11 protein-coding genes are annotated in these 13207 nt (G+C 68.4%); 7 read left to right on the forward strand and 4 right to left on the reverse strand.

All coding sequences use genetic code 11. From position 1 onward, the window contains the following. The first annotated feature begins 72 nt into the window (after positions 1–72). From AB0L60_RS13800 to AB0L60_RS13815, 4 genes are all read left to right on the forward strand, one after another. Positions 73–1059, forward strand: a complete 987-nt coding sequence (locus AB0L60_RS13800; protein WP_364612339.1) for an NAD-dependent epimerase/dehydratase family protein — start codon at positions 73–75, stop codon at positions 1057–1059. A gap of 31 nt (positions 1060–1090) precedes the next feature. After that, entirely contained in the window at positions 1091–2104 is a 1014-nt protein-coding gene (locus tag AB0L60_RS13805) for an Rv2578c family radical SAM protein (protein ID WP_357008184.1), read from the forward strand. Between the two features lie 202 nt (positions 2105–2306). Further along, entirely contained in the window at positions 2307–4250 is a 1944-nt protein-coding gene (locus AB0L60_RS13810) for a 2-oxoacid:acceptor oxidoreductase subunit alpha (protein WP_364613087.1), read from the forward strand. Then, the gene (locus AB0L60_RS13815) at positions 4250–5329 is read left to right on the forward strand and encodes a 2-oxoacid:ferredoxin oxidoreductase subunit beta (RefSeq protein ID WP_364612343.1); all 1080 of its coding nucleotides are present in this window, start codon (positions 4250–4252) and stop codon (positions 5327–5329) included. Before AB0L60_RS13810 ends, AB0L60_RS13815 begins: the two co-directional genes overlap by 1 nt. A 10-nt stretch (positions 5330–5339) precedes the next feature. Here AB0L60_RS13815 and AB0L60_RS13820 read toward each other — a convergent pair whose 3' ends face one another. Both AB0L60_RS13820 and AB0L60_RS13825 read right to left on the reverse strand, forming a co-directional pair. After that, entirely contained in the window at positions 5340–5477 is a 138-nt protein-coding gene (locus AB0L60_RS13820) for a hypothetical protein (protein WP_364612346.1), read from the reverse strand. Between the two features lie 183 nt (positions 5478–5660). Continuing rightward, the gene (locus tag AB0L60_RS13825) at positions 5661–6584 is read right to left on the reverse strand and encodes a neutral zinc metallopeptidase (protein WP_364612350.1); all 924 of its coding nucleotides are present in this window, start codon (positions 6582–6584) and stop codon (positions 5661–5663) included. A 120-nt stretch (positions 6585–6704) separates the two neighbouring features. Here AB0L60_RS13825 and aspS point away from each other — a divergent pair, with 120 nt between their 5' ends. After that, on the forward strand, positions 6705–8498 hold the full coding sequence (gene aspS, locus AB0L60_RS13830; protein ID WP_364612353.1) for an aspartate--tRNA ligase: 1794 nt from the start codon (positions 6705–6707) through the stop codon (positions 8496–8498). 92 nt (positions 8499–8590) lie between these two features. Here aspS and AB0L60_RS13835 read toward each other — a convergent pair whose 3' ends face one another. Continuing rightward, entirely contained in the window at positions 8591–9646 is a 1056-nt protein-coding gene (locus tag AB0L60_RS13835; protein ID WP_364612356.1) for a hypothetical protein, read from the reverse strand. Between the two features lie 194 nt (positions 9647–9840). On the opposite strand from AB0L60_RS13835, the gene AB0L60_RS13840 reads away from it, so the two are divergent. After that, positions 9841–11010, forward strand: coding sequence for a kinase (locus AB0L60_RS13840; RefSeq protein WP_364612359.1), 1170 nt, complete (start codon positions 9841–9843; stop codon positions 11008–11010). 72 nt (positions 11011–11082) lie between these two features. Beyond that, the gene (locus AB0L60_RS13845; protein WP_364612362.1) at positions 11083–12441 is read left to right on the forward strand and encodes a replication-associated recombination protein A; all 1359 of its coding nucleotides are present in this window, start codon (positions 11083–11085) and stop codon (positions 12439–12441) included. A gap of 89 nt (positions 12442–12530) precedes the next feature. Here AB0L60_RS13845 and AB0L60_RS13850 read toward each other — a convergent pair whose 3' ends face one another. Then, entirely contained in the window at positions 12531–13190 is a 660-nt protein-coding gene (locus AB0L60_RS13850; protein ID WP_364612365.1) for a CatB-related O-acetyltransferase, read from the reverse strand. Positions 13191–13207: the final 17 nt, after the last annotated feature.

Raw genomic sequence — 13207 nt, forward strand, 5'->3', positions numbered from 1 at the left:
GCGTGGCGTGCGCGGCCACACCGCAACCACACCGTTGTTGCAAATTAGAACAAGTTCTATATTCTCGTCACCATGAAGGTCGCAGTCACCGGCGCTGCCGGGTTCCTTGGCACCAATTTGCTTCGCCTGCTTACCGATCGCGGTCACGAAGTGACTGCCATCGACCGGGTCGCGGGCGCGAGCCAGCCCGGTGTCACCTGGGTCAACGGTGACGTGCTGGACCCGGCATCCATGCGCGTGGCGCTGGACGGGGCCGAGGTGGTCTACCACCTGGTCGCGCTCATCACCCTGGCCCACAAGAACGACGTGGCCTGGCGGGTCAACACCGAGGGCGTGCGTATCGTCGCGGACGCCGCCCGCGAGGTCGGCGTGCGGCGGATGGTGCACACCAGCTCCATTCACGCGTTCAACCAGTACAGCTGTGGCGGCCGGATCAACGAGCGCTCGCCGCGGTCCATCGATCCCGGGCTGCCGGTGTACGACCGCTCCAAGTGGCAGGGCGAGATCGAGCTGCGCAAGATCATCGACAAGGGCCTGGACGCGGTGGTGTGCAACCCGACCGGTGTGTACGGCCCGATCGACAACACCGCCTCGCGCATCAACACCACGCTGTGGGACGCCGCGCGCGGGCGGGTGCCGGTCATGATCAGCGGCGGCTTCGACCTGGTCGACGTGCGCGACGTGGCCCAGGGCCTGGTGCTCGCGAGCGAGCGCGGCCGCACCGGTGAGAACTACCTGCTGGGCGGGCACTTCACCGACATGTTCCAGGCCACCCGCACCGCCGCCGAGGTCAACGGGAAGATGAAGCCCGCCTTCGCGATTCCGGCCAAGGTCATCAACGCGTGCATGCCGGTCATGGAGCCCGTCGCCCGTGCGCTGGGCAGTGACCGCATCTCCAAGGCGGCCATGGGAGCGCTGCTGTCGGCGCCGATCGTCGAGCGCACCAAGGCCACCGAGGAACTCGGTTACCGGCCGCGGCCCGCCGAGCAGACCATTCGGGATCTGGTCGCCTTCTACAACGGGCAGCCGATCGAGTCCGACACGCAGAAGATTGCTTGACAGTCGTTAGAACGCATGTTCGACTGGGGTGGTGCGTTGGCAAAGGCAAACCCTCGGCGCCGATGACGGCGCGCTACCCGGGCTCGAACGTGCGGGTTTCGTACGCAGCGTACAGACGCCCGAGTTCGAGGGCATCACGTTTCACGAGGTGCTCTGCAAGAGTGCCCTGAACCGGGTGCCCGACAGCAATCTGCCCTTCAGCTGGACCATCAATCCCATGCGGGGCTGCTCGCACGCGTGCCGCTACTGCTTCGCCCGCGGCACACACGAGTACCTCGACCTGGATGCGGGGGCCGATTTCGACTCCCAGATCGTGGTCAAGACCAATGTGGTCCCGGTGCTGCGGCGCGAACTGCACAAGCGGTCGTGGCGGCGGGAATCGGTTGCGCTGGGCACGAATACCGATCCCTATCAGCGCGCCGAGGGCCGCTACCGGCTCATGCCCGGCATCATCTCCGCGCTCGCCGACTCCGGCACCGGGTTCTCCATTCTCACCAAGGGCACGCTGCTACGGCGGGATCTGCCGCTGCTGGTCCAAGCCGCTGGGCAGGTGCCGGTGCACCTCGCCGTCTCCATCGCCATTCTGGATCCGGAGCTGCATCGCGGCCTCGAGCCCGGCACGCCCTCGCCGCGGGCGCGACTGGAACTGGTGCGCGCCCTGGCCGACGCCGGATTCGCGGTGAATGTCATGGTGGCGCCGGTCATTCCATACCTCACCGACTCCCAGGCGCATCTCGACGCGCTCTTCGCCGCCATCGCCGAGGCCGGGGCCGCCGGTGTCACGGCGTTCCCCATGCATCTGCGCGGCTCCACGCGCGGCTGGTTCCTCAATTGGCTGGCCGAAGCCCACCCGGCGCTGCTACGGCGCTACCGGCAACTGTATGGTCGGGGTGCTTCGGTGACACCGGAGTATTCTGCGTGGCTACGCGGCCGAATCGAGCCGTTGCTGGAGAAACACCGTTTGAACCGCGATCGGCCGGCCGAACCCGAGGTCCGCGTCGCCGAATCGCACACGCCCGATCCGCAGCTGGCGTTGTTCGCCTGATGGCGGTTCTTTGATCGAAACCATTGCGCTTCACGGGTGTGTCGCGAATATTGCGGAGTAGTTTGGCGTTGGTACCTCACACCTGACGAGGAAGTGATGCACGCGCATGGTTTCGCAGCATGACGACCCTGCGGCGCTGCCGCACAAAGATACTGTGGCTCCGCTGCACAACAGCACTGTGAAAGCTCCGTCCGACGGCGGCATTGCGGCGGCCGGAAACGGCCGCGCCACAGCCAAATCGGCGGTCGAGAAATTGGAAAGAGTCGTCATCCGCTTCGCGGGTGACTCCGGTGACGGTATGCAGCTCACCGGTGACCGTTTCACCCACGAGGCCGCCGCCTTCGGCAATGACCTTGCCACCCAACCGAACTTCCCCGCCGAGATCCGCGCGCCCCAGGGCACGCTACCGGGCGTGTCGTCGTTCCAGATCCAGATCGCGGACTACGACATCCTCACCGCCGGCGACCAGCCCGACGTATTGGTCGCCATGAATCCTGCTGCGCTGAAGGCGAATCTGGAGGATTTGGCCCGCGGGGCGACGGTGATCGTGAATACTGACGAATTCACCAAGCGGAATCTGACCAAGGTCGGCTATGCCGGTGATCCGCTCACCGATGACACACTGACCGATTTCGTAGTGCACCGGGTGCCCATGACATCCCTGACACTCGGGGCAACCGAACCGACCGGTGTGGGCAAGAAAGATGGGCAGCGCGCGAAGAATATGTTCGCGCTCGGCTTGCTGTCGTGGATGTACGGGCGGCCCATCGGCGGCACCGAACAGTTCATGCGGGAGAAATTCGCGGCCACACCGGATGTCGCCGAAGCGAATATTCTCGCATTCCGGGCAGGCTGGAATTACGGCGAAACCACCGAGGCCTTCGCCACCACCTACGAGATAGCCCCCGCGACGCTGCCGCCCGGCACCTACCGGCAGATCACCGGCAACACCGCGCTCGCCTACGGCATCGTCACCGCCGGGCAGCTGTCCGGGCTGCCGGTCTTCCTGGGCACCTACCCGATCACCCCGGCCTCGGACATCCTGCACGAACTGAGCAAGCACAAGAACTTCGGCGTCACCACCTTCCAGGCCGAGGACGAGATCGCCGGCATCGGCGCGGCGCTGGGCGCCGCACTCGGCGGTGCGCTCGGGGTGACCAGTACCTCCGGGCCGGGGCTGGCGCTCAAGAGCGAGACCATCGGCCTGGCCGTCATGACCGAGCTGCCGCTGGTGATCATCGACGTGCAACGTGGCGGGCCCTCCACCGGCCTGCCCACCAAGACCGAACAGGCCGACCTGCTGCAGGCGCTCTACGGGCGCAACGGCGAGTCGCCGGTGGCCATCGTCGCGCCGCGCTCACCGGCGGACTGCTTCGACGCCGCGGTCGACGCCGCCCGCATCGCGCTGACCTACCGCACGCCCGTACTGCTGCTGTCCGACGGCGCCATCGCCAACGGTTCCGAGCCGTGGGCGATTCCACAGGTCACCGAGCTGGCCCCGATCGATCCGGGCTTCGAACCCGAGGGCGCGGAGGGCGATTCGTTCCAGCCCTACGCGCGCGATCCGGAGACCCTGGCCCGGCCGCTGGCGGTGCCCGGCACCGTGGGCCGCGCCCACCGCATCGGCGGGCTCGAAAAGGCCGACGGCAGCGGCAATATCTCCTACGACCCGGCCAATCACGAGCTGATGGTGCGGATTCGGCAGGCCAAGATCGACGGCATCGCGGTGCCCGATCTCGAGGTGGACGATCCGGGGGACCGCGCCGAACTGCTGCTCATCGGCTGGGGCAGCTCCTACGGGCCGATCGGCGAGGCGTGCCGGCGGGCGCGGCGGCGCGGGGTGCCGGTGGCGCAGGCGCATCTGCGGAACCTGAACCCCTTCCCGCCCAACCTCGGTGACGTGCTGCGCCGCTACCGCACCGTGGTCTGCCCGGAGATGAACGGCGGCCAGCTGGCCATGCTGCTGCGCGCCCGCTACCTGGTCGACGTGCAGCCGTGGACCAAGATCGCCGGCACCGCCTTCCAAGCACAGGAACTGGTCGGCGTCATCGACGCGGCCCTGGACGGTTCCATCGCGGAGATGGAACAGGCCAAGGCCTTCGCCGCACGCGCGCGGGCGACCTACCGCACCCCAGGGGGCAACTGATGACCATTCTCGAAAACGCGCTCGTGGGTACCGATCTCGGCCTCACCGGACTGTCCGGCGTGCCGCGGGCCGACCGGCCGCAGAAGGCGAAGGACTTCACCTCCGATCAGGAGGTGCGCTGGTGCCCCGGGTGCGGCGACTACGTCATTCTGGCCACCGTGCGCGGCTTCCTGGCCGATCTGGGTCTCGAGCGCGAGAACCTCATGTTCGTATCCGGCATCGGCTGCTCGAGCCGGTTCCCGTACTACCTGGAGGCGTACGGGATCCACTCGATCCACGGCCGCGCGCCGGCCATTGCCACGGGCATGGCGGTGACCCGGCCCGATCTGTCGGTCTGGGTGGTGACCGGTGACGGCGACGCGCTGTCCATCGGCGGCAACCACCTCATCCACGCGCTGCGCCGCAATGTGAACATGACGATCCTGTTGTTCAACAACCGGATCTACGGCCTCACCAAGGGCCAGTACTCACCGACCTCGGAGACCGGCAAGGTCACCAAGTCCACCCCGATGGGCTCGGTCGACCATCCGTTCAACACCCTGTCGGTGGCACTGGGCGCCGAGGCCACCTTCGCCGCCCGCGCGCTGGACTCGGATCGGACCGGGCTCACCGAGGTGCTGCGCGCCGCCGCCGAACACCGCGGCACCTCGTTCGTGGAGATCCTGCAGGACTGCCCGATCTTCAACGACGGCTCCTTCGACGCGCTGCGCCGGGAGAACGCCGAATCCCATCTGGTCCGGTTGCGGCACGGCGAGCCCATCCGCTTCGGCGCGGACGGTGAATTCGCCGTGGTCCGTGCTGGTTTCGGCCTGCGGGTGGCGCGCGCCGACAGTGTCGCCGAAGCGGAGATCGTGGTCCACGACGCCTATACCGACCACCCCGAATACGCCTACGCCCTGTCCCGCCTGTCCGACCAGGACCTCACCCACGTGGTAACCGGCATCTTCCGCAGCGTCTCCCGCCCCACCTACGACGACGGTGTCCGCGCCCAGCTGAACACCGCCGTCGAACGCAAACCGGTGAGCGAGAACTCGCTGCAGGAGCTGCTCACCGGCCGCGAAACCTGGACGGTCGGCTGATCTTTCGCCGCTAGGCCGGAACGAAGGCGTTCAGCAAGCGCTGGAACAGATCGTCGAAGCGCTTGTGGGACGCCTTCTGGTCATCGCTGAGCCCGTCGCCGAGCTCGGGCGCGTACACGATCAGTCCTGCCGCCCTGGCTGTCCGCATCGCATTCCTCCGAATTCCCTTGCGGGCAAGCACCCGCCGGCGCCGATTCTGCCGCCAACCGCACCCGCGCTGCCCCGCCGATCCCACCCGGATACCGCCATCGCCCTGAGCGAAAACGGGTGGAAGGCCGGAAATGGCAAGGTCCCCAGCCTGTTCGAGGCTGGGGACCGTAGGGAGGTCGGGTCAGCGGAGAGCGGGCGGGTTGTTCAGGTCCTGGGCCGAATAGGTGTCGCAGGCCTTGACCTGGCCGGTCTTGTAGCCGGTCAGGAACCACTTCTGGCGTTCCTCCGACGAGCCGTGGGTCCAGGCTTCCGGGTTGACGCGGCCGGTGGCGGCCTTCTGGATCCGGTCGTCGCCGACGGCGGACGCGGCGGAGAGCGCGTCGCGGATGTCGTTGTCGGTCAACGGCTTCAGGAAGGGTGTGTTGGAACCGGGCGCGGGGAGCTTGTCGGCGTAGTTGGCCCAGACCCCGGCGTAGCAGTCGGCCTGGAGTTCGGTGCGGACAGCGCCGGAGGTGGCGCCCTGGGGGTCGCGCTGGGCGCGGTTGATGTCGCCGAGCAGGTTCTGGATGTGGTGGCCGAACTCGTGGGCGACCACGTACTCCTGGGCGAGCGGCCCGCCGCTGGAGCCGAAGCGGTCGACCAGTTCCTGGAAGAAGCTGGTGTCGAAGTAGGCGGTCTGATCGGCGGGGCAGTAGAACGGGCCCACCGCCGAGGAGGCACGGCCGCAGCCGGTGCTGACCGCGCCGGAGAAGAGGTTGAGCTTCGGGACCACGTACTTGCGGTTGGTCTGCTTGGGCAGTTCGGTGCCCCAGATCGCGTCGAGGCTCTGGGCGGTGAGGATGACGCGGCAGTCGACGTACTTGTTGGCGTCGGCGCCGGTCTTGCAGTGCGTGGGCAGGGTCGCGGTGCCCGGCTTGGCATTGCTGTCCGCGCCCGTGAACTGGCCGAGAATGCTGCCCGGGTCGCCGCCGAAGATCAGTGCCGCGATCACCGCGATGATGCCGATCGCACCGCCGCCGAGAGCCAATCCCCCGCCCATACCCGGTCCGCCGCCGCCACCACTCGCCCGGTTCGGGTCGATTTGCAGGCCCTCGTTGAAGGTCATGGCTATCACTGTGACACGGGCGAGTCGATATCGGTTTCCACTCGCTGAACGTGTCTCTCTACGATGGGTCTGCACCTGGTCACATCTCACCGGTGCTTCGAGCCCGTCGAAAGGAATCCCGTGCTGCGCACCCACTTGGCTGGTTCGCTGCGAAGCGAGCACGCCGGTCAGACCGTCACCCTCACCGGCTGGGTGGCCCGGCGGCGAGACCACGGTGGCGTGATCTTCATCGATCTGCGCGATGCGTCGGGTGTTGCCCAGGCCGTCTTCCGTGAAGGCGAACCCGCGGCGGCCGCCCACAAGCTGCGCAACGAGTTCGTGGTGAAGGTCGTCGGCGTGGTCGAGAACCGCCCGGCCGGTAGCGAGAACCCGAACCTGCCGACCGGCGCCATCGAGGTCAACGTGACCGAGCTCGAGGTGCTGAACGAGGCCGCGCCGCTGCCGTTCCAGCTCGACGACGAGCCGGGCGAGGAAGCCCGCCTCAAGTACCGCTACCTGGACCTGCGCCGCGAAGGCCCGGCGCACACGATCCGCCTGCGCTCGAAGGTGAACGCCGCCGCCCGCGCCGTGCTGGCCAAGCACGCGTTCGTCGAGGTCGAGACCCCGACCATGACCCGCTCCACCCCCGAGGGCGCGCGCGACTTCCTGGTTCCGGCCCGCCTGCAGCCCGGCAAGTTCTACGCCCTGCCGCAGTCGCCGCAGCTGTTCAAGCAGCTGCTCATGGTCGGCGGCATCGAGCGCTACTACCAGATCGCGCGCTGCTACCGCGACGAGGACTTCCGCGCCGACCGCCAGCCCGAGTTCACCCAGCTCGACATCGAGATGAGCTTCGTCGAGCAGGAGGACGTCATCCTGCTGGCCGAGGACGTCCTGGCCGCGCTGTGGCAGCTGGTCGGCTACGAGATCCCGACCCCGATCCCGCACATGACCTATGCCGAGGCCATGCGCCGCTACGGCTCGGACAAGCCGGACCTGCGCTTCGAGGTCGAGATCACCGAGATGATGGAGTACTTCGAGGACACGCAGTTCCGCGTGTTCCAGGCTCCCTATGTCGGCGCGGTCGTCATGCCGGGCGGCGCGTCGCAGCCCCGCCGCCAGTTCGACGCCTGGCAGGAGTGGGCCAAGCAGCGCGGCTCCAAGGGCCTGGCCTACATCACCTTCAACGAGGACGGCACCCTCGGCGGCCCGGTCGCCAAGAACCTCACCGACGCCGAGCGCGAGGGTCTGGCCAAGCAGGTCGGCGCCGAGCCCGGTGACTGCGTGTTCTTCGCGGCCGGCGACGTGAAGTCCAGCCGTGCGCTGCTGGGCGCGGCCCGCGGCGAGATCGCCCGCAAGTGCGGTCTCATCGACGAGAACGCCTGGGCCTTCGTATGGATCGTGGACGCCCCGATGTTCGAGCCCACCGCCGACGCCACCGCGAGCGGCGATGTGGCCCTGGGTCATTCGGCCTGGACCGCCGTGCACCACGCCTTCACCTCGCCCATGCCCGAGCACCTGGACACCTTCGACGCCGATCCGGGCTCGGCGCTGGCCTACGCCTACGACATCGTCTGCAACGGCAACGAGATCGGCGGCGGCTCCATCCGTATCCACCGCCGGGACGTGCAGGAGCGGGTGTTCCAGGTGATGGGCATCAGTGAGGAGGAGGCCCAGGAGAAGTTCGGGTTCCTGCTCGACGCCTTCTCCTACGGCGCGCCGCCCATGGGCGGCATCGCCTTCGGCTGGGACCGCATCACCGCGCTGCTGGCCGGCGTGGACTCGATCCGCGAGGTCATCGCCTTCCCGAAGTCGGGTGGCGGCGTCGACCCGCTCACCGACGCGCCCACCCCGATCACCCTGCAGCAGCGGCAGGAAGCGGGCCTCAACGCCAAGCTCGACGCGAACGGCAACCCGGTCAAGGACGACGCCAAGTAAGGGCGCGCCCGGACCGTCGAGAGCCCGCCGGTATCAGCGATACCGGCGGGCTCCGTCGTCGACAGCGGCTCGCGGGTGCGGGCGGATCGCGCTCAGACCACCAGTCCGTTGGTGAGTGAGCGGTAGGCGTAGGTGGTGGCGATGGCGGTGACCGGTCCGGCCACCAGCAGGCCCAATCCGCACAGCAGCGTGCCGATCACGGTCATGATCAGCACCCCCAGCGCCAGCAGGGTCACCTGCAGGGCATTGGCGACCACCAGCCGCACGCTGGATTGGATTGCGGCGATCGGGTTCTGATCCTGGTCGATCACGAAGTGCAGCGCGAACATGCACAGCACGCCCACGATGATCGCCGGGAACACGCACGCGATCGAGGCCACGAGGCACAGCGCGAACACGATGAGCGCGGTGATCAGCACATTCCCGGCATTCACGAAGCCGAAGAAGGCCGGGAAATCCGGTGGCGTCCCGTCGGTTTCGTACAGTGCGCCGCGGATCATGGCGGCCTGCAGCAGCCACACCACCAGCGACGCGACCGCGAACAGCAGGACGACGGCCGACAGCGACTGCACGTCAACCATATTCACCAGCAAGGTGACCACCAGCCAGGCGATCATGCCGATCAATACCATGCCCACCCAGGGAATGGGATTGAGCCGGAACCGATCCCACCCGTAGGTGAGGGCCGCGCCGACGTCGAGGGTCTCGCGCGGGGGTGTATAGCCCTGTTTCGGCGCCAGCTCGGCGGGCGGGGCACCGGCGGGCGGCGGCATCGCACCCGGCGGGAGTCCGCCCGGTGGAGGCGGATTCGCGCCGGGCGGCATGCCTGCAGGCGGCAACTGCTGCGGCGTGCCCGGGCCGTAGCCGGCCGGCGGCTGCGGCGCGCCCGGCTGCGGGGTGAAGGCCAGCGGGGGTTCCACGGGCTCGCTGCCGTACTGTGCGGCGCCGGGGCCGTCGAATTGCGGGTACCCGGCGAGGCCGGGAAGCTGGTGGCGGCCGGGCACGGGGCCCGGCTCAGGCGCGCCGGAAACCGGTGCGGGCTCGGGGTTTTGGTGCTGCCCGGCGTGGGACGGATACTGCTCGCCGCCCCCTGCGACGGGACGGTCGCCGGAGGGCTCGTACGGTGCTGAGGGCGGCGTGCCAGTCATGGTCGCAAGCCTTTCACATTTCCCGGTTTACGGTGTGGCGCACAGCAAGTGACCATGAGACAACTAGACGGTCCTGGTTGTGTCAAGCAACCAGCGCCGCGTGGGCAAACCATCACAAAGACACGCCGTCCGACGCGCGAAAGGTTGCGCAACCGCTCGCTGAAAGTGACCTGACGGGAGTAACTTGGGTTCCGATGACCGCACTATTGGCCGAACGCGCCGCCGAAGTCGTGTCCGCGGCACAACAGTTGCTCACGAAGCGAATGGGTGCTCCGGTAAAGCTGAGCGATCCGATGGAACTCAGCGGCAGTGGTAGGACGACGGTACTCCGTGTCCGCGTTGCAGAGAACGCCTTTTCGCTACCTCGCACACTGATTGTGAAGCAGGTAGCGGGCACGGCGACGCAGCGGCGCACCGGCGGCATGGCCCCCGGCGTCGCCAGCATCGACTCCGCATTCCTGCGCGAGGCGGTTTCCTACCAATTCACCACCGCCCTCGGCCGTGACCACCGGCCCGGCGCCTACCTGCTCGGCTACAGCCTGCCGGACCGCCTGCTCATACTCAGCGACCTCGGTGAGAACACCTCCCTGACCGCGGTCCTGCGGTCCGGTGTGGAACCGAGCGGGCGCAATGCGCTCATGGCATTCGCCCAGGCACTGGGCCGCATGCACGCCGCGACCGTGGGCCGCGAGGCGGACTTCGTGGCCCTGCTGCGGCGCGTCGATGTGGTGCACCGCGTGGACGGCATTGCGCAGCAAGCCGAATCCGCGGTCGCCGAGGTGCCGATCATGTTGCAGCGCGACCTGGGCATCGAGGTGCCGGGCGAGATCGCCGAGCGGATCGTGCGCGGCAACCGGCTCTTCTCCGCCGGGCGCTACCGCGCCTTCAGCCCCTCGGACCTGTGTCCCGACAATGTCATCCTCAATGACGAGGGCGCGCGGTTCCTGGACTACGAGTGGGGCGGCTTCCGCGACGCCACCCTCGACATCGCCTACGCTCTGGTCTCCTTCCCGGGCTGCCTGTGCGATTTCGAGCTGTCGCGCGAACGCGCCCGCCAGATGGTGGAGGCGTGGCGCTCCGAGGTGGTGGCGGTGTGGCCGGCCCTCGCCGATGACGAGGTGCTCGCCGAACGCATCCTCGAGGCGCGCCTCATCTGGGTGTGGCTGTCCACCTACTGGTTCCTGCCCGCCGACCACGCCCGCATCGCCGCCGCTCGCGAGCACGGTCTGTCCATCCCGCGTTCGGCCGCCCTGATCAACCGCTGGGCCGCCCTCGCCGAGGACGCCCGCTGCACCGGCGACGACACCCTCGGCGACTTCGCCGAACACGTCTCGGCCACGCTGGAAGAGCACTGGGAGGAGTGATCCGCCGCGCGCGGTCCGGGGATGGCGTCGCGGTCGGCGAGTGTGTCGGAGCCGGTCGGTAGGGTCGGGGCCGTGAGTGATGGGCTGTTCGATGCGCCAGGGACGCAGGCCGTAGTCGACGACTTCGAGGCGGGAGCCGCGCGCATTCCCAGCGGGGACGACCGATTCGCGCCACTGGCCGTGCGGATGCGACCGCGCACCCTCGACGAGGTGGTCGGGCAGCAGCATCTGCTCGGGCCCGGGTCGCCGCTGCGGCGGTTGATCGAGGGGTCCGGGGCGGCTTCGGTGCTGCTGTACGGACCGCCCGGCACGGGCAAGACCACCCTCGCCTCGCTGCTGTCGCAGGCCACCGGACGGCGGTTCGAAGCGCTGTCGGCGCTGTCGGCGGGCGTCAAGGAGGTGCGGGCGGTCATCGATCTGGCCCGCCGCCGCCTCACCGTGGGTGAACAGACCGTGCTGTTCATCGACGAGGTGCACCGGTTTTCGAAGACCCAGCAGGACGCGCTGCTGGCGGCGGTGGAGAACCGGATCGTGCTGCTGGTCGCGGCGACCACGGAGAATCCGTCGTTCTCGGTGGTGTCGCCGCTGCTGTCCCGCTCGCTGGTGCTGCAGCTGCAGTCCCTGTCGGAGGCCGACATCCGCACGGTGCTCACCCGGGCCATCGCCGACCCGCGCGGGCTGGCGGGGGAGTACACCGTCACGGATGCGGCGCTCGACCACATCGTGCGGATCGCGGGCGGTGATGCGCGGCGCTCGCTCACCGCGTTGGAGGCGTCGGCCGAATCCTCCCTGGACGGCACCGTCGATGTGGAGTTGGTCGAGGCCAGCGTCGACAAGGCGGCGGTGCGCTACGACCGTGCCGGGGACCAGCACTACGACGTCATCAGCGCCTTCATCAAATCCCTGCGCGGCTCCGATGTCGATGCCGCGCTGCACTACCTGGCCCGCATGATCAGCGCGGGCGAGGATCCGCGATTCATCGCCCGCCGCTTGATGATCCAGGCCAGCGAGGAGGTCGGCATGGCCGACCCCACCGCCCTGCAGACCGCGGTCGCGGCCGCCCAGGTCGTCCAGCTGGTCGGTATGCCGGAGGCCCAATTGGCGTTGACCCAGGCCACGATTCACATCGCCACGGCCCCGAAGTCGGGCGGGGTGGTCAAGAGCCTCGCGGCCGCCATGGCCGACGTGCGCGCGGGCAAGGCGGGCGCGGTGCCCGCCCACCTGCGCGACGGCCACTACGCCGGCGCCGCCGCGCTCGGCAACGCCCAGGGCTACAAATACCCGCACGACCATCCGGATGGCGTTCTCGCCCAGCAATATCCACCGGACGAGCTGGTCGGCGTCGACTACTACCGGCCGACCGATCACGGCTACGAACGTGAAGTCGGTCCTCGCGTCACCAAGCTGCGCCGCATCGTCCGGGGTAAATAGCGCCGAGTGCGCGGATGCGTCACGCGCCGAATTGCAGCGGCTGCCGGAAACAGTCGCTGGGCGCGCCGCGAATGCGCTTGCGGCGCTGGTCAGTCCGCCAGCAGTCCCTCGTGGATGGCGATGCGTTCGATGTCGGCGGGGGTGCCGGCCATGATCACGCGCACATGCTCGGTGACCAGTTCGAGCGGCCAGTTCCACCAGGCGGCGCGCAGCAGGCGCGCCACGTCCTGGTCCGGGAAACGCTGTTTGACCACCTGCGCCGGGTTGCCCCCGACGATCGTGTACGGCGGCACGTCGGAGGTCACGACCGCGCCGGTGGCGATGATCGCGCCGTCGCCGATGTGCACGCCCGGCATGATCAGCGAGTTGTAGCCGATCCACACGTCGTTGCCGACCACGGTGTCGCCCCTGGACGGAATCGAGGTGATGATGTCCATCGTCTCCTCGGCCCAGGTGCCGCCGAAGATGGTGAACGGAAAGGTCGACACGCCCGAGGTGGCGTGGTTGGCGCCGGCCATGATGAAGCGGGTGTTGCTCGCGATGGCGCAGTATTTGCCGATGATCAGCTTCTCGGGGCCGAAGGCGTAGAGCACATTGTTGGTCTCGAAGGCGGTCGCCGCGTCCGGATCGTCGAAGTAGGTGAAGTCGCCGACCTCGATGTTCGGCGAGGTGACGTGCGGTTTCAGGAAGACGGTGCGGCGCGCGTGGGGGAGGGGGAAGCGCTGGGATGGGTCCGGGATCACAGTCACCCCGGCGATGGTAGCTA

Origin of the sequence: Nocardia sp. NPDC051981 (genome assembly GCF_040680715.1) — a bacterium.
GTDB lineage: Bacteria > Actinomycetota > Actinomycetes > Mycobacteriales > Mycobacteriaceae > Nocardia.

Coding starts and splice junctions, on each gene's coding strand:
- AB0L60_RS13800 (WP_364612339.1), top strand. CDS start 73: ATGAAGGTCGCAGTCACCGGCGCTGCCGGGTTCCTTGGCACCAATTTG.
- AB0L60_RS13815 (WP_364612343.1), top strand. CDS start 4,250: ATGACCATTCTCGAAAACGCGCTCGTGGGTACCGATCTCGGCCTCACC.
- AB0L60_RS13820 (WP_364612346.1), bottom strand. CDS start 5,477: ATGCGGACAGCCAGGGCGGCAGGACTGATCGTGTACGCGCCCGAGCTC.
- AB0L60_RS13825 (WP_364612350.1), bottom strand. CDS start 6,584: ATGACCTTCAACGAGGGCCTGCAAATCGACCCGAACCGGGCGAGTGGT.
- AB0L60_RS13835 (WP_364612356.1), bottom strand. CDS start 9,646: ATGACTGGCACGCCGCCCTCAGCACCGTACGAGCCCTCCGGCGACCGT.
- AB0L60_RS13840 (WP_364612359.1), top strand. CDS start 9,841: ATGACCGCACTATTGGCCGAACGCGCCGCCGAAGTCGTGTCCGCGGCA.